Annotated in this window: 22 protein-coding genes; 3 read left to right on the forward strand and 19 right to left on the reverse strand. The window is 40.1% G+C overall.

Features of this window, described 5'->3' with window-relative positions:
• Positions 1–225 precede the first annotated feature (225 nt).
• The 8 genes from AACZ87_RS14115 to AACZ87_RS14150 form a co-directional block, all read right to left on the reverse strand.
• Positions 226–552, reverse strand: a complete 327-nt coding sequence (locus tag AACZ87_RS14115) for a nucleotidyltransferase domain-containing protein (protein ID WP_339868105.1) — start codon at positions 550–552, stop codon at positions 226–228.
• Positions 527–946: a nucleotidyltransferase substrate binding protein gene (locus AACZ87_RS14120; RefSeq protein ID WP_339868107.1), complete on the reverse strand. Its 420-nt coding sequence runs from the start codon at positions 944–946 to the stop codon at positions 527–529. The genes AACZ87_RS14115 and AACZ87_RS14120 overlap by 26 nt, the downstream gene beginning before the upstream one ends.
• A gap of 146 nt (positions 947–1,092) precedes the next feature.
• Positions 1,093–3,726, reverse strand: a complete 2,634-nt coding sequence (locus tag AACZ87_RS14125) for a valine--tRNA ligase (RefSeq protein WP_339868108.1) — start codon at positions 3,724–3,726, stop codon at positions 1,093–1,095.
• A gap of 287 nt (positions 3,727–4,013) precedes the next feature.
• Complete coding sequence (locus AACZ87_RS14130) at positions 4,014–5,159, reverse strand: ATP-binding protein (protein WP_339868109.1); 1,146 nt, start codon at positions 5,157–5,159, stop codon at positions 4,014–4,016.
• A 171-nt stretch (positions 5,160–5,330) separates the two neighbouring features.
• Positions 5,331–5,831, reverse strand: a complete 501-nt coding sequence (locus tag AACZ87_RS14135; protein WP_339868110.1) for a GreA/GreB family elongation factor — start codon at positions 5,829–5,831, stop codon at positions 5,331–5,333.
• A gap of 80 nt (positions 5,832–5,911) precedes the next feature.
• Complete coding sequence (locus tag AACZ87_RS14140) at positions 5,912–6,274, reverse strand: DUF4260 domain-containing protein (RefSeq protein WP_339868112.1); 363 nt, start codon at positions 6,272–6,274, stop codon at positions 5,912–5,914.
• Between the two features lie 63 nt (positions 6,275–6,337).
• A complete protein-coding gene (locus tag AACZ87_RS14145; protein WP_339868114.1) occupies positions 6,338–6,919 on the reverse strand; it encodes a Crp/Fnr family transcriptional regulator in 582 nt (193 codons plus the stop codon).
• Positions 6,920–7,086: 167 nt separating this feature from the next.
• Positions 7,087–8,976 (reverse strand): CocE/NonD family hydrolase, encoded by a 1,890-nt coding sequence (locus AACZ87_RS14150; protein ID WP_339868115.1) that lies wholly within the window; start codon positions 8,974–8,976, stop codon positions 7,087–7,089.
• Positions 8,977–9,212: 236 nt separating this feature from the next.
• On the opposite strand from AACZ87_RS14150, the gene fahA reads away from it, so the two are divergent.
• On the forward strand, positions 9,213–10,481 hold the full coding sequence (gene fahA, locus AACZ87_RS14155) for a fumarylacetoacetase (protein WP_339868117.1): 1,269 nt from the start codon (positions 9,213–9,215) through the stop codon (positions 10,479–10,481).
• A 266-nt stretch (positions 10,482–10,747) separates the two neighbouring features.
• Positions 10,748–12,253, forward strand: coding sequence for a hypothetical protein (locus AACZ87_RS14160; protein WP_339868119.1), 1,506 nt, complete (start codon positions 10,748–10,750; stop codon positions 12,251–12,253).
• A 355-nt stretch (positions 12,254–12,608) separates the two neighbouring features.
• Here AACZ87_RS14160 and AACZ87_RS14165 read toward each other — a convergent pair whose 3' ends face one another.
• Both AACZ87_RS14165 and AACZ87_RS14170 read right to left on the reverse strand, forming a co-directional pair.
• Positions 12,609–13,514 carry a sugar phosphate isomerase/epimerase gene (locus AACZ87_RS14165; protein WP_339868120.1) on the reverse strand — a complete coding sequence of 302 codons (906 nt, stop codon included), beginning with the start codon at positions 13,512–13,514 and terminating at the stop codon, positions 12,609–12,611.
• Between the two features lie 46 nt (positions 13,515–13,560).
• Complete coding sequence (locus AACZ87_RS14170; protein WP_339868121.1) at positions 13,561–14,802, reverse strand: sodium:proton antiporter; 1,242 nt, start codon at positions 14,800–14,802, stop codon at positions 13,561–13,563.
• Positions 14,803–14,967: 165 nt separating this feature from the next.
• Between AACZ87_RS14170 and AACZ87_RS14175 the strand changes: the two genes are divergently transcribed.
• Positions 14,968–15,399 (forward strand): nuclear transport factor 2 family protein, encoded by a 432-nt coding sequence (locus tag AACZ87_RS14175; RefSeq protein WP_339868123.1) that lies wholly within the window; start codon positions 14,968–14,970, stop codon positions 15,397–15,399.
• An 11-nt stretch (positions 15,400–15,410) separates the two neighbouring features.
• Here the strand turns inward: AACZ87_RS14175 and AACZ87_RS14180 are convergent, their stop codons facing one another.
• The 9 genes from AACZ87_RS14180 to AACZ87_RS14220 all read right to left on the reverse strand — a co-directional run bounded on the left by AACZ87_RS14180 (position 15,411) and on the right by AACZ87_RS14220 (position 22,146).
• On the reverse strand, positions 15,411–16,655 hold the full coding sequence (locus AACZ87_RS14180; protein ID WP_339868125.1) for a hypothetical protein: 1,245 nt from the start codon (positions 16,653–16,655) through the stop codon (positions 15,411–15,413).
• A 65-nt stretch (positions 16,656–16,720) separates the two neighbouring features.
• Positions 16,721–17,452: a DoxX family protein gene (locus tag AACZ87_RS14185; RefSeq protein ID WP_339868127.1), complete on the reverse strand. Its 732-nt coding sequence runs from the start codon at positions 17,450–17,452 to the stop codon at positions 16,721–16,723.
• A gap of 42 nt (positions 17,453–17,494) precedes the next feature.
• Complete coding sequence (gene creD, locus AACZ87_RS14190) at positions 17,495–18,826, reverse strand: cell envelope integrity protein CreD (protein WP_339868128.1); 1,332 nt, start codon at positions 18,824–18,826, stop codon at positions 17,495–17,497.
• Positions 18,827–18,879: 53 nt separating this feature from the next.
• Positions 18,880–19,206 carry a hypothetical protein gene (locus AACZ87_RS14195; protein ID WP_339868129.1) on the reverse strand — a complete coding sequence of 109 codons (327 nt, stop codon included), beginning with the start codon at positions 19,204–19,206 and terminating at the stop codon, positions 18,880–18,882.
• Between the two features lie 52 nt (positions 19,207–19,258).
• Positions 19,259–19,552: a transcriptional regulator gene (locus AACZ87_RS14200; protein ID WP_339868131.1), complete on the reverse strand. Its 294-nt coding sequence runs from the start codon at positions 19,550–19,552 to the stop codon at positions 19,259–19,261.
• 1 nt (position 19,553) lies between these two features.
• Positions 19,554–20,168, reverse strand: a complete 615-nt coding sequence (locus AACZ87_RS14205; RefSeq protein ID WP_339868133.1) for a hypothetical protein — start codon at positions 20,166–20,168, stop codon at positions 19,554–19,556.
• 426 nt (positions 20,169–20,594) lie between these two features.
• Positions 20,595–21,497 (reverse strand): NAD(P)-dependent oxidoreductase, encoded by a 903-nt coding sequence (locus AACZ87_RS14210; RefSeq protein WP_339868134.1) that lies wholly within the window; start codon positions 21,495–21,497, stop codon positions 20,595–20,597.
• Between the two features lie 11 nt (positions 21,498–21,508).
• A complete protein-coding gene (locus AACZ87_RS14215) occupies positions 21,509–21,676 on the reverse strand; it encodes a hypothetical protein (RefSeq protein ID WP_339868136.1) in 168 nt (55 codons plus the stop codon).
• Positions 21,677–21,696: 20 nt separating this feature from the next.
• Entirely contained in the window at positions 21,697–22,146 is a 450-nt protein-coding gene (locus AACZ87_RS14220) for a nuclear transport factor 2 family protein (protein WP_339868138.1), read from the reverse strand.
• Between the last annotated feature and the right edge of the window lie 19 nt (positions 22,147–22,165).

Raw genomic sequence — 22,165 nt, forward strand, 5'->3', positions numbered from 1 at the left:
TAGCCGAGTAATCGACTAGCCTTTTAAACTATCTATTTTTGAGACAGCCTCTTTTGGTTAAACCACAGAGTTCACAGAGGTTTACTCAGAGTGCGCGGGTTATATTCCTGTCCTTTGTTTTATGGTTCTTCGTTGGCTTGATTCTCCAGAAGCAGGACTTAATAAGAGGTGTAAATTTTATAATGCACTCCAAAATCCCAATATCACAGACACTAGCTGGCTTAACTATTTTTCGTAAAATCCTTTTCCTACTCTCTCAATATGATCAATCAGACCTTTATGATCAATACGATGAAAAAGTGATAGGTCAATTTGGAAGGGTAAAAGCAGATCATCTAGCTCATTTTCAACGGTTAAAAGATCTGTTAAGGATAAATTCTCTCCAACTAACGTAAGATCAATATCAGAATTAGGACGATATGTTCCTAAAGCTCTTGATCCATAAAGCATAGCTTTTTGAATTGCAGGGTGATTTCGTAATACGTTGTTTATTTTTTCGATAGTCTCTCCCGAAAGTCCGAAATCTTTACTCGTCTTTAGCTTTGAACTCATACATTTTATCTTGCAGTTCCTTGAATAGTTGGTAGTAATTTTCTGTGATTTTCGTTGAAATTTCTTCAGCTATTCCCTCATTGTAGGTGTGGGATGACTGGTTTCGGCTTTTGATCATCTCCATCCAATTCTCTCCGTCAGAAATCAGCCCCAGTCTAAATGCTTCTCTTGTCGCATCTCGATAGCCCGTTATGGAAGAATTTCCTTGAAAAATCAAATAGTCTTTTAGCAAATTCCAAGACAGTTCATGCGTAAATTCAAATGCTTGGATAAGTCCCTGTTCTTCAAGATCGCTTAACTCTCTTTCTTTTGATAGAGTTACAGCCTTCTCTAGTTGACCAAGAGCTTTCGAATAATTTTCCAGTCGCTGATGCCATCGCGTGCCTTGTTCCATTTCGTCAATTTAAACCAAAAAGTTTCCTTTCACCAAAAGGACATTAAAAAAACCGAAGACTTTATCTGTCTCCGGTTTTGTGATTACTTTCTAAATATTCAGGAAGTCCTCTGCGCCGTAGCGCCTTAGGGGGGAATATTATCACCTTACCCCAGCTTCGCTAAACTCTCTTCCAAAGCTTTAATCTTGGCTTCAGCATCTGCTTGTTTTTTGCGCTCCATTTCTATTACCTGTGCAGGTGCCCCAGCGACAAATCGCTCGTTGCTTAGCTTCTTCATTACAGAGTTCAAGAAGCCTTTTGTGTAGTCGATTTCTTTCTGGATATTTTCCTTTTCCTCTTCCACATTAATCGAGTCACCCATCGGTACAAAGCATTCGTCTGACTTCACTACGAAGCTGAGTGCGTTTTCTACTTTTGTACCAAAGTTTAGCGATGACAAATTTGCCAGCTTATTCAATACTGCTGAGAATCTTCCATACAATCCTTCATCTTTAGCATTGATAGTTAGATCCAATGTTTCTTTTGGTGACATTCCTTTTGAAGCCCGTAGATTTCTTACTTGAGAAACTACCTCAAATACCTGATTGGCTTCTTCGATGATCTTGCTGTCAAATCCTTTTTCCGTTGGCCAAGAAGCCAAAATCAAGGACTCTTCCACAGACCTGTCTTTGATCTGGTGCCAAAGGTCTTCAGAGATAAATGGCATAAATGGATGCAAGATCTTCAGGATATCTTCGAAAAGCGCAATCGTTTTATCATAAGTCTGCTGATCTATTGGATGCTGATATTCCGGCTTGATCATCTCCAGATACCAAGAGCAGAAATCTCCCCAAACCAACTTGTAGGTAGTCATCAAGGCATCAGAAATCCTGAATTTCTCATAGTGCTCATTGATTTCTAGCAGGGCTTGGTTAAATCTATTTTCAAACCATTCAATGCTTGATGTGTTTCCGGAACCGTCCAAATTCGGATCGATTTCCCAGCCTTTTACCAGACGGAAAGCATTCCAGATTTTATTGGCGAAGTTTCTCCCTTGCTCCACTAACTTATCGTCGTATGGCAAATCATTTCCGGCAGGAGAGGAGAAGAGCATTCCTGTTCTGACTCCGTCAGCTCCATTTTGGGCGATCAAGTCCAAAGGATCAGGTGAGTTGCCCAGGGATTTAGACATTTTTCTACCCAATTTATCACGGACGATACCAGTCAGGTACACATTTTTGAAAGGCTTCTCGCCCATGTATTCGTAGCCAGCAATGATCATTCGCGCCACCCAGAAGAATAGGATCTCCGGAGCAGTCACCAAGTCATTAGTAGGATAGTAGTATTTCAATTCCTCATTCGGCTTGCCAGTAGTGAAAACCTCCGGATCAAAAACCGAAATCGGCCATAACCAAGAGCTAAACCAAGTATCCAACACATCTTCGTCCTGCTTCAAATCAGCTAGCGTAAACGTACCTTCAAATTGCTCATTGGCAAGTTGCAGAGCTTCTTCCGCGGTTTTGGCTACCACGAACTCCCCGTTTGGAAGGTGAAAAGCTGGAATTCTATGTCCCCACCAAAGTTGGCGGGAGATACACCAATCCCGTACATTATCCATCCAAGCACGGTACATGTTCTTGAATTTCGGGGGATACAATTGGATCACATCGTCCATTACCGAGCTAAGAGCTGGTTTGGTAATCTCATCCATTTTTAGGAACCACTGTAAAGAAAGCTTTGGCTCGATGACCGCATCTGTTCTTTCGGAGTGACCTACATTGGATTTGTAATCTTCTATTTTCTCCAGCTGATCGACTTCCTTCAGCTTTTTGCCGATCATTTTTCTAGCGACAAAACGATCTTCACCAACCAAAATCTGAGCTTTTTCATTTAGTGTTCCGTCATCATTTAAGATGTCGATCACTTCTAGTTTGTGCTTCAGGCCAAGTTCGTAATCATTGATATCATGAGCCGGAGTTACCTTCAAGCAACCTGTACCAAACTCCATGTCCACGTAATCATCCTCGATGATTGGGATGGCTTTGTTGATCAGAGGAACGATTGCTTTTTTGCCTTTGAGATGGGTGAATCTGGGATCATTTGGATTGACGCAGATAGCCACATCTGCCATGATAGTCTCAGGACGTGTAGTAGCGATGGTCAGAAATTCATTTTCTGTTCCTTCGATCTTATACTTGATATAATAAAGTTTGGAAGCAATTTCCTTGGTGATTACCTCATCATCAGACAAGGCTGTTTTTCCTTTTGGATCCCAGTTCACCATGCGGATACCTCGATATATTTTTCCTTTTTTATGCAAATCCACAAAAACAGAAATCACGGCATCGCTCAGACCTGCATCCATGGTAAAAGCCGTACGATCCCAGTCACAGGAAGCACCAAGCTTTTTCAGTTGATCCAGGATAATTCCACCGTATTTTTCCTTCCATTCCCAAGCATGCTCTAGGAATTTCTCTCGTGTGAGGGATTTTTTATCTATTCCTTGCTCTTTGAGCAAGTTTACCACTTTGGTCTCCGTGGCGATCGAAGCATGATCAGTACCCGGAACCCAAAGCGCATTTTTGCCTTGCATTCTAGCCCGACGGATCAATACATCCTGTATGGTATTGTTTAGCATATGTCCCATGTGCAAGACGCCCGTGACGTTTGGTGGAGGCATGGTAATCACATAAGGTTCCTTGTTAGGATCTACTTTTGATGAAAAAAGCTTGTGCTCCATCCAGTAGGCATACCACTTGGCTTCAGTAGCTGCTGGATCGTATTTGCTGGCAATAGACATATTCGGATGATTATTTAGAGGGGCAAAAATAGGGAAAAAGCCAATTTTGGAGGCATGATTGGGGTATCAATTGTTTAGAATAGGATTATTAAACCACAAAGTGCACGAAGTTAACGCAAAGAGGCACGGGGATTACTGGTCTTGCTTCTCCAGAAAAGGGGTTTATTTATATGAGTAGGGCAGAATTTGTTTTGACTTTGATAGTTAGTTTTCTCAATAGCACCAATTGAATCAGTTTTGTTTCTCAGATCATCTGACAGCTAGGGCGGAATGGATAATTGTTTTTTTCACAACTCCCCAAAATTACTAATTTGAATACCATCTCGTTCTTGGCTTATATTTCCAGCATAGATAAGCTTGGCATGGCTTTCAGGAGCAATTTTTTGAAAGTATTTCAATCCTTTAAGGAAATCAGGATGGTAGGTTTCCGAAGATTTAATTTCAATTGCAGTCAATTTCCCATCTTTTTCCTGCAAAAGATCTACTTCATTTTGGTGATTGTCTCGCCAATAGTAAAGAGCTGGGATCTCACCCGAATTCAATTCTTTTTTCATCAATTCTAAAATCACTAGGTTTTCGAATAAAGGACCTCTAGCGAAGTGGACATTCAAATCTTCTGCTTGCTTAATCCCTAACAGACTACATAAAACCCCTGTGTCGTAGAAATATACTTTCGGAGATTTCAAAATCCTTTTATTAAAATTACGGTAATAGGAAGGAAGTCTGAAAGCAATAAAGGATGTTTCTAGTACTGAAAGCCAGGAATTAACGGTTTTCTGATCGATTCCCAATTCATTGGAAAAGTTGCTTTGATTAAAAATCTGACCAGTCCGGCCAGCTAATAGCTGAAGGAATTTTTGAAAATTGCCTAAATCCATCACATTCAAAATCTGTCGCACATCACGTTCTATGTAAGTTTGGATGTAATTAGGGTAATAGTCGTTTGGAGCGATATCAAACTGATATTTTCTTGGGTATCCCCCATTTACAACTAGATCTTCCCAACAGGGAATAGTGATGTGATTGGCTAATTCTTGCTTAGAAAATGGCAGCAAATTAAGAATAGCCACCCGGCCGGCTAAGGATTGAGTAATTTGGTTAGATAAAAGAAAGTTTTGAGAACCTGTCAAAATGTACTCACCTGCTATATTTCGTTCGTCTGTCAGTACTTGCAAGTAGGAGAAGAGTTCTGGAACCCATTGCACCTCATCCAGAATCACACCGTTTTGATAAGATCGGAGAAATGCCAAAGGATCGGTTTTTGCGAAATTTCGTGCTTCAGGTAACTCTAAGTTAACGTACGTAAAATCAGGTTTTAATTTTCTGGCAAAGGTGGTTTTGCCCGATTGACGCGGGCCTGTAATAGCTAGCAAAGGGAATTTGCTCAGAAGAGTTAGAGCTTTAGATTTAATATTTCTGTCAAAATAGTCCATTTTGTACAAATTAGGAATTTGATTCCAAAAATACACAAAAATGAATTTATGTGAAATAATTTCTTGAAAAAGAGAAGGTTATGTATTTGGTTTTTAAGGGGGGATTTGATTACCTCCCAATTAAGAAGTTTGATCTACTTAGATTATGAGTCATATTCTGCTTTCGACTGTTCAATAGCAAATCTCCATGATCTCAAAAATCCTATCCTCTTTGGCCAACTTTAAAATGGCTTTTTCTCCGACATTTTTACCCATCAAAACCTTTGCAATAGGAGAGATAAATGAGATTTTATTCTTTGAAATATCTGCTTCATCCACACCAACAAGCTGGTAAGTCTGATGCTTTGATATGGTACCGATTTTAAGAGTTACGGTTGCGCCAAAGCGAATTTCATCTTGAGGCTGCTCGCTCAAATTCACGACTTTAGCTACTGCTATTCGCTCATCAAGCAAACGTATTTTTGCATTGATGAAATTTGAAGCAATACGTTTTTCCTGCTCTGTGGAGGCTTCGATAGCCGACTTCTCTTCGATCAGTGCTTGCTTTTCTGCAAGTAGTTCTGCCATTCCATTTTCAGTCATGAAATTGGTAACACCTTCAGGTAAATCTGCTCTTGGCGGCACAAGTGGTGTTTCTTCCTGATCATCTTCTTTTACAAATCCTCTACTCATGGGTTGATTGTTATAGTCTATCCTACATAAGGAATAGAAATGTTTTTAAGTTTCATGAGAATTAATTGAGATGTAAAGACTTAACTATTCTTGATATTCCCAATTCTCCCCAAATGCGTATGATTAAAACTATCGTTGAATTTCAAGCCATACCCCATGAATCTATCAAAGGAAATGTGTGCAAATAGTATGATCCCGGAAAGTATCCAATACTCATTTCCAAATGCTAGACCATAAAATGCAACAGCAGCCGCGATTAATCGGTGGTGCAATACATTATAAATGAAAGCTCCAATTTTCGGGTTGAATAAATAGCCAATCATTCCTATATCAGGAACCAACAAGAGTGCTGGAAACCACCACCAAGCAAAATCTAAAGTGCTGAATAAATAAATGCTGAGAAGGAATATTGCTGCTTCTTCCAATTTTAATAAGTTTCTCATTTCTAAGTGATTTAGTGTTGAGGCAAAATTGGTAAGTAGCTGGGAGAGCGCTCTTGATAAATATCAAGAAGTTGAGCTGAGATGTTTATTTCTGATTCTGCTGAATGTTTCTGGTGTCATCCCGAGCATGGATGCGATGTATTGAAGCGGAACTTGATTGAAAAGTTCCTTATTGTACTCAAAGAAATGCAAATAGCGTTCTTCAGCAGTCATCGAAAGATGGGTGAAAACCCGGTCTTCCAAAAAGGTAAAGCATTTGGCAATAAACAGTTTTTCCAGTTCATGCCAATTCGGAACAATAGTTCCGATGGACTTGTAATCGGCTCCACTGATTGTGAAAAGCTCAGCATCTGTTAGTGCTTCGATGTTCCACCGAGCTGGGCTTTCAAAAAGTAAACTGGAAAGATCTGTCAAAAAATAGCCTGGTGTAGAAATCCATTGGGTGACCTCTTTGTCTTCCGTTTGCTTATAAACTCTCAAAAACCCCGATTTAATAAAACTTAGTTTGTTGCAAGGTTTGCCAGCCTTCAAAAAGTAGTCATCTTTTTTCATCGTTTCTAGATGAAATCGAGAAGTAATTACCTGCAAACTACCCTGACTCATCGCACCAAAGTAGTTTGTTATATTTTGTTCTAGGGCTGTCATTGTGGGAGTGAAAATAGTGAATTTTTTTGCCACAAAGATCCTGGACAATTATTTGTGATACGCGGTTTGGTGTTGTACTGGCTGATTAGAAATTGGTTTTGTTCAAACCAGAGCAAACAATAAAAGGAAGCATTTCTACTTCCTTTTATTCTATCAAGATCTTTAATTTATTTCTTTACGATCGGCAGCACAATTCTACTCAGATTCTTCGCTCCATGATGAATTGAGTTGGTGGCGACGATTCCTTCGGTTTCGTCGTACGTATTTCCACCAGTATTCATATTTCGGTCAAATCGTGGGAAGTTGGAACTGCTGACTTCGATGCGGATTCTATGACCTTTGTCAAAGTAGTTTGAAGTACTCATAGGGGTCATTTTTACTTCGTACACTTCCCCATCTTCCATCCAGACTTCTTTGTCGTAGCCTTCTCTGTAGCGAACACGCTGAATTGTTTCATCTAGATTATATGCTTTTCCGTCAGGATAGACGTCGATCAATTTGATTGTGACATCAGTGTCTTTAGCATCAGAAGATAGGTACAAATAGGATTCAATAAAGCCTGAGACCTCGATTCCTTCTTCCAAAACATCAGAAGTATAAACCAAGATATCCTCCCGTTTTTCCATCTCAGATTGATCCTTTGAGCCCCCATTTCCGTCAATTGCATTCCCAGTACAGCAGACATTTCCGCCAAAAGAAGTCACAGGATTCATTGGGTCATATTTGAATGTATCTGGCTGATCCTTCTTAGGCTTTTTGGAAGTTAGTTTCCCATTTCCGTTGAGCGTATTTGCCTTTCCTTCTGAGTCCAAATACATCGTCGTCATCACAGCATCTGCAGGAGGCCATACGTCTGAAGTTTGCCATTTATTTGCTCCCATCGTGTAATACTGCACTCTTGGCATTTCCTCCATCACCTCAGATTTCTCTCCTTTTAGCCATACATCAAACCAAGCCGTGATGATCTCATCGTAATTCAATCGGGCATCACCCACATTCAGATCCCCTACCATGGTGTTTTCAGAGGCTCTGGTATAGGAACAGTGAAGCACAGGGGCGATCACGAGGTACTGATTATCTCTCGCCATCTGCGATACAGCATTCTCTCTGGCATGATTGAAAAGCGCGATGTTTGGACCAGCTGACACATCAAACCAAGATACAAACCAGAAACTTGGCTTGTCAAATGGCATATCGTCGTGATACAATCCTCCTTCAAACCACTTTGCATCGTTTGGCTTGCGGGTGATCATCTCTTCATAGATCCCCATAGGCCCATTCTGATTTCTGATGATATCCTGAATAGGGAGGTGTGCTAAAGCTTCTTTGGAATCAATTCTAGGATACTCAGGAGACATGTCATAAAAACGCTGTAATCTTAACAAGTCTTTTTGCTCTATTCCTTTTGGCAATCGAGGTGCCATCGGATCTTGTTGTACGCCATATAGCCAGTTCGTGAACAGCATCTGCCCAGCACCGCCTCTATACCAGTTGCCTTGCTCGTTGAATTCTCCTACGCGACCTACTCCAGCTCCATATCCCTGTGGTACAAGTGCTGCTAAAGCTGGGTGATCTAAAGAAGCCACAGCCATTTGCCACTCAGCAGTGGAGGAGCAACCCAGCGTTCCTATTTTACCATTACTCCAATTTTGCTTGGACATCCATTCAAATGCATCATAACCATCGGTCAGCGGCACGCCCAGGATATCCCAATCTCCCTCGGAAAAGTATCTTCCTCGTTCATTTTGTACGACGTAGGCATAGCCTTTTTCGACCCACGAAAGGGCAGTCTGCATGGTGCGCGTATTTAGTTCGCCATTTCCCCAAGTGTTGAAGTTGTAGGGAGTTCTGGAAAAAACTATGGGATATTTTCCTTCACCTTTTGGCCGATAAATGTCCGTAGCAAGTCGGACGCCATCACGCATAGGCATCATGACTTTTTGGTCTACTATAGCGACTTCCTCAAGCTGATCGATGATGCTTTTTTCCTGAGAAAAAGCCAATGAGGTGACAAAGACTAATAAAAGTGTCAGGAATATGTGATTTGGTTTTTTCATGAAATAGAGATTCGAATTTATTCAAAGTTAATAAAGCAATCACTTTCGCGATATAGAAAATGATGACTGGTTGATTTTGTGGATTGGAATTAATTGAAATTTAGCTCTTTCGCGTCAACGGTCAAGTAGCCAAAGACTTATAGCTCTCCTTTCAAAATGAAATCTAGCTACTTCAGCTTTTACACTTTTCATTTCATATAGAAAGGCTAAATTTGCACTCCTAACGATTTTTACCAATGAGCGACAGCCCAACCAACGCCCTGACTACCTGGGTGGAAGTAGCAAAAAATTCAGATTTCACGATTTACAATCTTCCTTTTGGAGTTTTTAAGAACAAAAAACTTAGTCCGCGTATCGGAATAGCAATTGGAGATAAGATTGTAGACCTAAGTATCCTTGATCAAGAAGGATTCTTTTCAGATATGTTTTTGCCTGAGGGGATTTTCTTAAGTGAATCTCTTAATGATCTGATCGAACTCGGAAAAGTAACTACCAAAAAAATCAGAGAACGCGTTCAGGATCTGCTTGCGGCAGATAATGAAAAACTGAGAGATCATTCTGCCAGAGGAAAAGTAATGCTGAATCGGAAGGAAGCAACCATGCTGATGCCGGTGAAAATCGGTGATTACACAGACTTTTATAGCAGCATGGAACATGCCACTAATGTGGGTAAAATGTTTCGTGATCCAGAGAATGCATTATTGCCAAACTGGAAGCATCTTCCCGTTGGCTACCATGGTCGTGCCTCTTCCATCATACCTTCAGGAGTGCCGGTGATCCGACCAAAAGGACAAACTAAAGATCCTGAATCAGGTTCACCAGTTTTTGGGCCTAGCAAAAAGTTAGACTTCGAACTAGAGTTGGCATTCATTACAGGCAAATCCACCAAGCTCGGTGACTCGGTATCTACAGCAGATGCGGAGGATTATATTTTCGGTTTTGTTTTGTTTAACGATTGGTCAGCTCGGGATATTCAGGCTTGGGAATATGTTCCTTTAGGTCCATTTTTGGGTAAAAGCTTTGCTTCTTCCATATCTCCTTGGGTGGTGACTTTGGAAGCTCTGGAGCAATTCAAAGTTGAAAGTCCTGTGCAGGAACCTGATGTTTTGGATTATTTGAAATGCGAACAATCCCATAGTTTCGATATACATCTAGAGGCTTATATCCAGCCGGAAGACGAGAAGAGCAGCAAGGTCTGTACTTCCAATTTCAAAAACATGTACTGGAATGTTGCCCAGCAATTGGCTCATCATACCGTAAATGGCTGCAATATCAATGTCGGTGACATGATGGCTTCGGGAACGATCTCAGGTCAGGAGCCGGATTCTTTTGGTTCTATGTTAGAGCTTTCTTGGAATGGTAAAAATGCAGTTAAGCTTGAATCCGGTACTGAGCGAAAGTTCATCGAAGATGGCGATACAGTAATTATGAAAGGATTTGCGGAGAAAGACGGGGTACGAGTTGGCTTTGGAGAAGTAAAAGCGAAGGTTCTTCCAGCAAAGTGATTTGCAAAAAATACTAATATAAAACCCTGACTTAGTACAAGTCAGGGTTTTTTTGTGCCCTATTCCTACCGCAATTTTATTCTAATACTTAAATTTGGTAATCAGTTGAAATTCAGATTGTTATTATTTATTTCGATTGAAAGTTGCAAGTTGGTTCCTGATGGTTCCAAGTCATTTTGGGTGAGGTATCGGGATTTTAGTATTTAAGTCTGTCTCATTTTTTGAGAGACAGTATCTCTTTTTCACATATTCTTAATTATAAAATAATGGCTAAGCTTAGAAATTTATCTATTACAACACCAATTCTTTTTGCGATACCGCTGCGAAGCGAGTGGGCGATCAACCCGATCGACATCAATAAAACTATCATGGATGGCGACTGGGATGGAGCCGGTAGTCTAAAATTCACCAGAGGCTACGTATTGGCCAAAAATGATGCGAATTTTCTTTACCTCACACTCGATGTAGTGTCTGATACTGGAAATGATCCAGGTACCAACGATTATTTTTGGTTGACTTTTGACAATACCAGAGATAGAGCTATAACTGCTAATGTGGATGTAAACTATGGCCTATACCCAGGCCAGCCAAATAAACTAGGACTACAGAAATATCTAGGTCCTGGCAGTTGGACAGGCTTATTAGCGGATCCTTCCCATTCAGGTGTAGTTCAGGAGTTCGGGAAGAGTCCTAATTCAGATGTGCCCCACAGAATATGGAAGTTTAGAATTGAATTAAGCGAGATTAATGTTTCTCTTTCCTGGCCGCTAAGTACTCCTTACACTTATTTTGGTTTTAGGGTGAAATCAAGTAATCCTGGCTTTACGACAGACTTTCCAGGGGATTTTTATAAGGATTTCACGAAGCTTCGCCAATTGATTTTGAGCAGGAAGCCAAGCATTCCCGCTAAGGATTTGGGACCTTTAGTAGGAAGTGTAGGTTTAATACCAACGACCAAAATCTCATTTACTTCTGGACGTGCAACGACGGATGCTGGATATTATCTCTTTGTGGAGAACGCAGCATTTGGTGGAACCTTAAACCTAATAGGGAACCGCACGAAGCTTCAGCAACTTTGGAGTGCTGGAAATCGGAAATACAAAGTAGAAATAGCAGGACCTGGTGGAGGTTCCTTTACTAAATTGATCAGTAATTGGTCCAATTACCGATGGAATGGCAGTACTTACGCTTTGGAATCATTTGCCCCAAATTCCTATGGGTACTATCAATTAGCCAATCCAGCTACAGATTACTCTATTGATGATCTGCTGATACAGTTTCCTACCTCAGGCCTTTTGCCCGGTTTATATAGTGTAAAAGTCACTTTTTACTTAGGTACAAGCAATACTGAGTTGGATTCTCAGGTGGTGCGAATGTATATCGACAATCATGTGCCCACTGCAATTATTGAAAGTGTGAAACATGGAAGAAGTGAGGTGTCCGCCTGTGCGATTGAAACTATAGGCGCAGCACCTGACGGTTTGAATTTCCGCATCACAGCAAATGACCCAGAGGGTAATTTGAGAGGTGTTACTTTCTATGCTACCTATGGGGAAGGGTTGTCCACTGGAATCTTTTCAGAAGGATATACTCCAGAGAATGGGAACTGGGAAGGTTTCACGAATAAACTAATAACTGCCTCCGGAAATTGGAGACCGCCTCAATCATGTGCTTACAGTTTTGTTTTGACTGTATCTGCTAGAACTACAAATGGCTATTCCTGGGTAGGGCATAATAGTACCCATCGAAACCTCACGCTACTTTTAGGGTAAAGAATAAATGGTCTAACGTCGAAAACCACTTCTAGTAAGGAGTGGTTTTTTTGGTGAAAGGAAATGTTCACAGAGCTTTCTCAGGGTATGCTTATTTGTGTTTTCTACCTTCGATAGAAGATGAATTGGCTATTTATCTTTTCTCTTTGGAGGGTTTTTGCCAGAGATTTTAAAAATCAAATATCCTATCCCAACTATGAAGTGTAGGATTACTATTCCGGCTACGATAAAGATAAATGTGTTGCTCATCAGAAGTTTAAGCTAATGATTTTAACTTAAAAAGCCATCCAGATGGTTTCTGGATGGCTTTCTCGATTTGATGCTGCAAGCTTAGCTAATAGTATTTTTTCAATTCTTATTTGAAACCTATCTCTTTCAAGCCGTCGTGGCTGATTTTGATCGCTTCCATTGGATCTAAACCAAAAGTCTGGTCCTGCTCAACTAGGTAAAATTCCATTCCAGATTTAGCTTTTTCTGCCAAGATTCTTTTGAAATCGATAGTACCAGTACCAACTGGAGCGAAGTTTCCTTCAGTATTCATGTCTTTGACATGCCAAGCGATGAAGCGGCCTGGGTATTTTTCGAAGTAAGTAAGTGGATCAACTTCTGCTTTAGTCACCCAGAAAAGGTCCATTTGGAAGTTTACAAATGCAGGATCACATTTCTCCAAAAGAAGATCTTCAATCACAGTACCATCTTCCATCGTTTTGAATTCAAAATCATGGTTATGGTAAAGTAATTTGATACCTGCAGATGAACATTTTTCTCCCAAAGTATTCATAATTGTTACGAGTTCATCAGGCGTGCCTTTCATGCCCATTCCGTCAGGTCCAAAAGTAAACATACCCATTGGAGGAACAGGTATCACGAAATACTCGATCCCAGCAGCTTTTACATCAGCGATCAATTGGTCAGCATTTTCCATATTGACCATGCCCATGTGAGCACTTTTTGCAGATAGACCTAAAGACTCAAGATATGAGCTGAATTCTGTAGGAGTCATTCCATAGAATTTTCCGTCTTCATAGTTGGCAGCCTCTACATAGGCATAACCAGCATCGGCTACAGCTTGTAGTGTTGCTTTTGGATTGCTAGCCATAGAATCACGTACGGTGTAAAGAGCTAAGCCTCCGAAGCTGGAAGGTTCTGCTACCTCTACTTCTTCTATAGTCTCTTCAGTACTAGTTTTACTACTACAGGCCGTGAAGCCAAGGGTTAGAGCCAGAAGAAAGCTCATACTTAAGGTGATGTGTTTTTTCATTTTAGGTTTGGTTTTTATTGAATCAAAGTTAAGTAAATCATACTAACTATTGGGCGCCAAGTACCTTTTTCACTAAAGGTCCAATTGTTAGTCCTTGACCTATAATGGAAAACACAACAATCACATAAGTGACGGTAAGGAAGAGTTCGCGCTCCATTTGAGGTTCTAGAGAAAGCGCCAATGCAATAGAGATTCCGCCTCGAATCCCTCCCCAAGTCATCATTAGACCTGTTTTTGGGATAAAATCTAATCGCTTATCAAATATAGCTACGGGACCTGCGAGTGATAAATAGCGAGCGATCAGACAAACAGGTATAGCAACCAAGCCTAGAGTTATGTACTCTTCGGAGGCAGTGATAATTAACAATTCCAGCCCGATTAGCACAAATAAAACAGCGTTTAGGAGTACATCAATCAGTTCCCAAAATTTATCCACGTAATTATGTGTAGTCTCTGACCAGGCGATTTTTGGAGATTTGTTTCCTATAAATATTCCGGCAACTACGACTGCCAAGGGTCCTGAGACGTGTAGGTAATGTGCTAATCCCGAAAGTCCCATTACCAAAGCTAATGTGATGATTACTTCAGTTTCGTAGTGATCTATCACTTTCATTATTCTAAACGTCAACCAGCCTGTGATCAAGCCTAGGCCGATACCGCCCACTACTTCTTCGAGAAATAACAATCCTACTTCTCCTGCGTCCACTGCGCCGATTCCTTGCTGGGCTATTTTGAAAATCACCAAGAAAACTACCACTCCGACGCCGTCATTGAAAAGTGATTCTCCGACTATTTTGACTTCCAATTTCTTTGGTGCATTGGCTTCTTTCAGGATTCCCAAAACTGCAATCGGGTCAGTGGGAGAGATCAATGCGCCGAATAGCAGACAATAGATGTACTTGATCTCATGCCCAAAAAGTAAAAAAACATAATACATCATCGTCCCTACGAAAAAGGTTGAAAGTATCACGCCAATGGTTGCGAAGACTGCTATAGGAGCTTTCAAGGCTTTTAAAGAATCCAATTTGGTATGTAGAGCTCCGGCAAAAAGAAGGAAACTCAACATCACATCTAGAAGTGCTGTTTCAAAGTCAATTGAACCAATCAGTAGCTCGGCTTCATCAATGAAGAAGTGGTTGATTTTTCCTAAAAGTGTGATTCCCACTGTAAATGCGATTGCAATGATCATCAAGCCAATTGTAAAAGGCAGCTTAAGAAACTTGGTATTGATAAAGGCAAAAATTGCCGAAAGGACAATTAGAATGGTAATGATGCTAAAAATATCCATTAGAGATGTGGAAATAAGTTGTTTTTTAAAGTACAATCATTTCATCGAATGACCAATTCTGGATTTCAGAAAACCTAGTTGAAAATCCCATAAATCACTAAATTGGAAGAAAAGAAATTTCCTGTAGCTATGAAAATCAATATTTTATTAGTCTTAGTTTTTTGTATGTTATACTCTTGCAGTCCAAAAAGTAAAGAAATAGAGAATAATGACACCTCCAATATATCTAGTCCTAGTTTAAATTACGATGAGCAAACCACCCAGCAGGTGGTCGACCATCACTTAGAGGCATTTATTGGAAATGATCTCGAAGAAGTGATGGCCGATTATACAGAAGAATCAGTTTTGATCACACCCGACCGAACTTACAGTGGACTGGCAGAAATTCGTGAAAATTTCGTGAACGCATATGCGGCATTGCCCAAAGATTCCACAACAGTATCTGTGATAAAAAACATGGCTGTTAAAGAGGTGGGTTATATCATTTGGGAGGCAGATGCTCCGAACTTTGATTTTAAGAATTGCTCAGATTCATTTATCGTTCATGATGGGAAAATTATCCTTCAGACCTTTATGGGGGTTGTGACCCCGAAATGATCAAATCCTAATTATTGGAAGTTGAAAATTAAAGGGAAAAAGAAGACCACAATCAATGCCCATACAAAATAAACTGGGATGTAAGAAACGATAGCTTTCCCGACTTTTGGAAGTTCAACTTTACTTTTTAGGGATTTGAAAAGGTTGAAAGTCACAAGTAGTAAATTAATCAGAATCAAAATATTGGCTCCTAAAACTGCCATTCTATTCGGTGTCAAACCCCATTCTGAGATTCTAAACGTGATTGCCGAAAGCGCAATTCCATTTACGATGATTGTCAAAATCGAAAGAAAGAAGAGGATCCAAATGTCAAATGTTATTTTCTCTGCATTCTTTTTCTCAGCGACAGAGAAGAATATCAATGCCATAACTCCCACTAATAGAAGATTAAAAATCAACAAGAATTCGCGGTCGTTATATGGATCTTTGCCTGTATAAATTATAGCCATGATGTACACGAAAAGCATGACCAAAACCGCAGGGCTGAAAAGTTTTGCAATGACTGGAGACACTTTGTTTACCAACTGAGAATTGTTTTGAGTCAGAAAAGTTGCTAAAATCGGAATGGCTGGAAGCCCAAAAACCAAGATATAGTTTTGGAAGAATATTTCGATAGGAACACCTATCAATGAAAACAAACCGAAAGTGACTCCAGTGAGAATACCGCCTGCAATTCCCAACACTGCTATCATTACCAAAGCATCTCCATTGAATCGAAGAAAGTCAAGTGATATAGCGATTTTGAATTTATCCTTGCCAGAATAAGCTGATCCTACGATTACCCACAGAAGTAAAGGCAAATGAATACAGGCTAAAATAATGGAGTCACTTTCTTGGGAATCTGGTAAAGCATTGATGTAAACCAATCCTATACCGATGATTCCGAAAAGCAAACTGTTGAAATTTCTGGATAGTTTATTTCTCCAAGAAAAATAAGCTACTAGAATGGGGAATAGGATAAAGCCAATATTTCTAGGGTAGAAAAAGTCCTCAGGAATAGAAAACAGAACAGGGAATTTTGCAATTATTCCTGCTATAAAGCATCCGATGAAAACAAAGAGCAATTCGTTTTTTGAGCCCCAAGAAATTGAGTTGGATTCGTAGTTCAGCCGCTCAAGCCAGAATTTACTTTGAGGTTTATCTTCAATCTCTGGATAGAGAAGCGTAAATGATTCTTTGAAAGAAGACTTGTTGATTCTATACAGCTTTTCCAAATAAGCTGGATCATCGATGTGAGTTAAGATTTCAGTACGCATTATAGGGAAGGGTTAAGTTGTTTGATACAAAATTTTATTTAGGATTGATTAATTCTTAGTGGAGACTAATGCTTTATTTTAGAATTTTCAAAGGTTTCTATACATACGTCCAACGGATTTCCTGAGGTATGGACGCATTCACAAAATTCATATCCTGCTGTTTGGTTCGCGGTATTTTCAAATTGAGCATTGCATGATTTCAAAGAATTCTGAGGCATTACCTCATGGCCAAAGCGTGAAAACAATACGGTGAAAACCATCATTCCAACCACTCCTAAAAAGAATAGAAATGGTAACTTTTTATCGTATTTCTCGAGCTTTGGCAAGCTTACTTCCTTCGAATATCGATTAAAAGGCAAGATGTATTTCAGTTTATCATAATGCCAAGCCAGAATGTAAAGATTGGCCAACACCATCAAGGGTGAAGTGACGTAAGACCCCACAAATCGAACTGCATATGAAAGCACCCAAATATTTACAATAATGGGCAGGTAGACTAGTGCTCCCATTAAGACTGTGCGGGGAAATAGAAGTAAGATGGCAGCTAGCACCTGGGCCACACCTATGAACGTGTAGTAATACCCAGTGTGATGCAGAGCCTCCAGATAGGAACCCATGGGATGTATCACTGACAATCCACTTGCAAATCTTTCGCCTAGGATTTTCACCATGCCCGCAACTATAAATGCATAGGCTAGCAGGATTCTGCAACCGAGTTGAAATAACCAGTGCCATCTATTTCTCTTTATGCTGAAATAGTAGTTTTCTAATCTTTCAGATAGACTTGTAAATGTCATTTGATTTGGGGATTTATAGCTTTCAAATAGAATTTGATTGCTTTATTTTTTATACCAATCGATTTTTCTAGATATAACCATGGTCACTGCAAGTGCTATAAAAAGCCCAATACTTCCGATCAACAAGGCATAGTCCTGCTGCTTAATTATCACAAAAATGAAAATGTAAAAAGCAGAAAGAATTCCTGTAAAAATCCCTGTGGTTTTGAGTTGGGAAAAGAGGCTTTTGGAATAAAATGCTAGGAGTCCTACGGTAGCTAAGCTCGAAATAAGGTAGGCTGATGTGAAGCCAAATTGCTCTGAAAGTGCTATCAACAGGGTGTAATAGAGAACAAGCGCAAAACCAACCAAAGTATATTGAAGCGGGTGAATTCTTCTTTTAGTAAAGGTCTCCATGAGGAACAAGGCCAGAAAGCTCAAGATAATGATTAGGATTGCATATTTCGAAGTTCGTATGCTCTGCTGGTATTGATCTACGGGCATTTTGAGGCTTAAGCCAAAGGAACTTTCCAGGAAATTTGGTAGCCTGTTGATAAATTCCTGGCCAAAAGGTCTGTTGAAATGAAGAACTTTCCATGTGCTTTCAAAACCTTCCTTGGTCAATACTCTATCTTCGGGTAAAAAGTCTCCTTGGAAACTCGGGTTAGGCCAGTTTCCACTGAGTTTCAATGTGGTGGTTTTGCCTAAAGGAACGATATGAAACTCCTTGCTTCCTTTGAGCTTTATTTTTCCAGAGAATGTAAAATCATTTGATGCAGAATCTAGGTAAGCAGGGAATTGAAGACCCTTCAAGTTAGTTTGAGTGTCAGTAAATGGTTCTGAAATTAGCGATAGGCTGTCAAGTTTTAGGTCAGGATTCTCGCCAATTCCTCTTAGATCACTCACGGAAATTAGAAAGGTGGCTTGATCCCAAAGTACTTGTTCGAAAGTTATGTCAAGTTTTCCAAGTGCAATGGAGTTGAAGTCAGCTTTTACATCCAAATCCCCTCGATAAACGACCACATCAAAAATGCCTCGATGAAGAGATTCGGCCTGAAGGTCCCCAGTGACGTCTAAAAGATCCGGCAGGAAATAAGCAGTTTGTAGTTCCTTAATTACCTTGGTTTCACCATTGCTCTGCACCTCTCGGTACGTATGATAAGGTAGAGCCAGATATGGCCCAATTACAGTTTGGGACCGAGACCATTTGTCTGTCACCTCATTCTCCGTTTCTTGAAGGCGGGTTTGCCTTTCGTCTATCAAGTCAGTAATCAACGCTTGTGGGATCAACAGCAATAAGGCAATGAAGCCAATTACTAGAAGTTTTAAGCTGGTAGAGCGGGAAATCCAATCCTGAAATTTTTCGAGGATAGAAAGGTTTGATTCTTTTTCCATGATTTAGTGAGTTAAAGTATGTGGTAAATTTTAGGTAAGTGTAGAGGTAGATATTAATCCCAAAGCCCAACTAGGCTGAATGCGAAAACTGCACTGAGCCATATTCCTACGAAGTAGAGTAGAGTGCTGAAAATGATAGCCGCCAGTTTTCTTCCTCCAGAAGGAAACCAGACAAATCCCATCAGATAGAAGAATAATCCTCCAATAAATCCCCCTAATGGGATAAGGGTGAGGGGGATAGACATCCAGGATTCGAAGTCCTCACTCTTGACCAGTATGAGAAATAGGAGCCAGGAAAATGGGATGCCGGCTCCAATGAGTGCGGCTACTGCAGCGGATTTGGCTTGAATGCCTTTCAGAAACTCTATGCTTGTCTTCATTATTTTGTGTTTTAAAAGTACTTTGTATTTCAAAGTGAGTATTTAAATTTTTTTAGGTTTTGTTTTCTTTGATCAAATTTTCGAGGAATTCAAGATGGTCTTGGAATGCTGCTTTACCTTGGGCCGTTGCAGAATAATTGGTTAATGGTTTTCTGCCCAGAAATGATTTAGCTACAGAGATATATTCTTGCTTCTCTAGGTTTTTCAGGTGCGAAGCCAGGTTGCCATCCGTCACATCTAGCAGCTCTTTGAATGAATTAAAATCAAATTCATCATTGACCATCAAGATGGACATGACCCGCAATCGGACCACATTTTCAAATGCCTTATCGTAATTCCCCTTCACCTTATCTGTCGTATTTGTAATACATCATCGCTCCATAGATGATATGCAGTACTCCAAAACCTAATGACCAGGTGAGCAGGCCAAAACCTGGGAGAAATGCCGAAATAACTCCAAGCACAAGCTGACAATAGCCAAGGTATTTGATGTCGTTATGAGTGAAGTGGGAGGCGTTGAGTAAACCCAATCCATAAAAGATCAAGGTAGCTGGCGCAACTACAGCGAGATGTCCTCTCGAAATCAAAGCCAAGCAGAAAACTCCGCCAATTGCTATCGGTATAAATAGCGCTTGGATGAAACGTTTGCTTGCTGGAGTCCAGAATTTGGTAGCCTTTTTCTTGCTGTTATTTTGACTCATCACCCAAGCAGTTCCTATAGATAGTAACAACACGATCAATGCAGTGATTAGCAACTTGCCAACGATCCCTTCATCACTGATCTTGTCGATGTTACTTCCATAAGGTACTTCTGGATAATAAATCCATGTATAGGCAATCCCGGCAGCGATCAAAGCATAGGTTCCTGCCAATATCCCAGAAAGGCCACTCAGGGTTAAGAAGCGTGTGCTTCTCTCCATCATAGACTTGATTTCGGCTAATTCTTGTTCTGGTTGTCTCATATTTAAAAGTACTTTGAGACACAAAGTAAATTTAAAAAAATTATCATTTCATCTTTTTACTAAAAAATAGTTGAGATTTTTTAGTAAAAACTCTTTATTCGAATTTCTGGAGTCCTTTTCAAATCTTCCTCTTTATAGGATCTGCTAATTGTCAATGCCTTTCCGTCAATTTCCAGAAATTTATAGGTATAGGAAGTAATAGATGCGATATTCCCATTGAAGGAGCGATGAAAACGGATGAATTGACTAGCTGCATGTCTGTATATATGAAAATGGATATGGGGCAATAGGAAAAAGCACAGCTATTCTTTGAGGTAGGCTTCAAATATTTTCCTAAGAGTGACAATAGGTACGATTCCATGGCGGATTATAAGGAAGCCACTAATGATCTCAAAAAGGCTTTCGAATTTGTGAAAACAGCCAGAATTACTCCCATTTCAGGTAATTTCTCCAGTTATGCTGTTCTTTAAATCCCAGAACTTCCCGGATTTTACGATTTGAAAACAAAGCTTCATGTTCTTCCAATTCACGAGTAATCGGCACGCCAGGGAAAAAACGCTCAGCTAATTCTTTGCTTGGAATAATAGCTCCATTGTGATCGTTTCCAGCATTGAAGACCTGATAGCCCAAGCCATCTTTTTGCAAGCATAAGTCTACAATTTGGCCCAGATCACGGGCATCGATATAGCAAAATGCATTCCTTCTGCGGACTTCTGGATGTTCAAAATAATGAGGGAAAAGTTCTGCGTATTCATGAGGTTCAATCACATTTCCGATGCGCAAGGCATAGATATCAATGCCCGATCTTCGTTGAAAACTTCTGGCAGTTTTCTCATTTACTACTTTGGATAAACCGTAGCTATCCATAGGGTCAACATCATAATCTTCCTCCAAAGGCAGAGAATGTGGGTCGGTTTTTCCATCTGAGAAGCAAATACCATACGTAGTCTCAGAAGAAGCTATAATCACTTTTTTGATTCCCAGCTTCACGGCAGCTTCGATTACGTTATAGGTTCCAATGGTATTGACCCGGAAAGTTTCATTGTCTGGATTAATCAGGATTCTGGGTACTGCGGCAAAATGTACAACGGCATCAAACTTCGGGACTCCATTTCCAGGCTCCAATTCATCTAAATTGGCATAGGAACTCATGGCATTAAACATTTGTCCCGAATCAGTAATATCAGCAATCAGATTATCCACTCCTGGAAGATCTAATGGTTTCAAATCCACATTCATCACTTGATGTCCTTGATTCAGCAGGTATTCTACAGCGTACTTTCCTGCTTTTCCAGAACCTCCAGTAAAAAATACTCTCATTTTATTCATCACTTTTTATTTTATATGATTATCCGCTTTTCTACCAGTAAGGTGGCAAAAGCAATGTAAGATATGTTAAACATAAGAGTTGAGGCCACTTCTGCCTGTCCCGCCAGTGCGGGAGTCATCGGTCTTCCAGCCTGATAAGCAAAGAATCTCAAGTGACTGGCATCATTGCGAGTATACATATATTTTATTCAATCAGGCCTTATTCCTCTATAGGAACTGCCATGGTGTGATTTCCTACTAAATAGCATTTCCCGTCTTTTTCAACATAGGTCCGCATAAAGTGATAATTGGTAGGAGAAGGGCCTCTGTCTACAAAAGTAAAACCAGTTACAATTGCTGTGTTTCCAGAGATAGCAACCTTTACCTCACTCTGAGTTCTTGATTTAGTATTGCTAGTCCCGTTTGCTTTTTGGTTGACAGCACGCTTGACAGTGCTTTCTTTTGTATCAATCATGGATGCATGATTGTGAACCCATACAAATTCAGGGGCGAGTGTAGTCTCCATAAACTCTGGATTAGGGTGAAGATTTGCATCTTCCCAGTTTGCGTCAAGCGCCTTGATATTTGCTTCAGTCATGCAGCTTTGTTGAGCATTCGCTGATAGAAAAGTGAACAGGAAAAATGTAAGGAAGAGATAGATGAACTTCATAATGTAGTTTAGTTGCAAG

Source organism: uncultured Algoriphagus sp. (genome assembly GCF_963974365.1).
Taxonomy (GTDB): Bacteria; Bacteroidota; Bacteroidia; order Cytophagales; family Cyclobacteriaceae; genus Algoriphagus.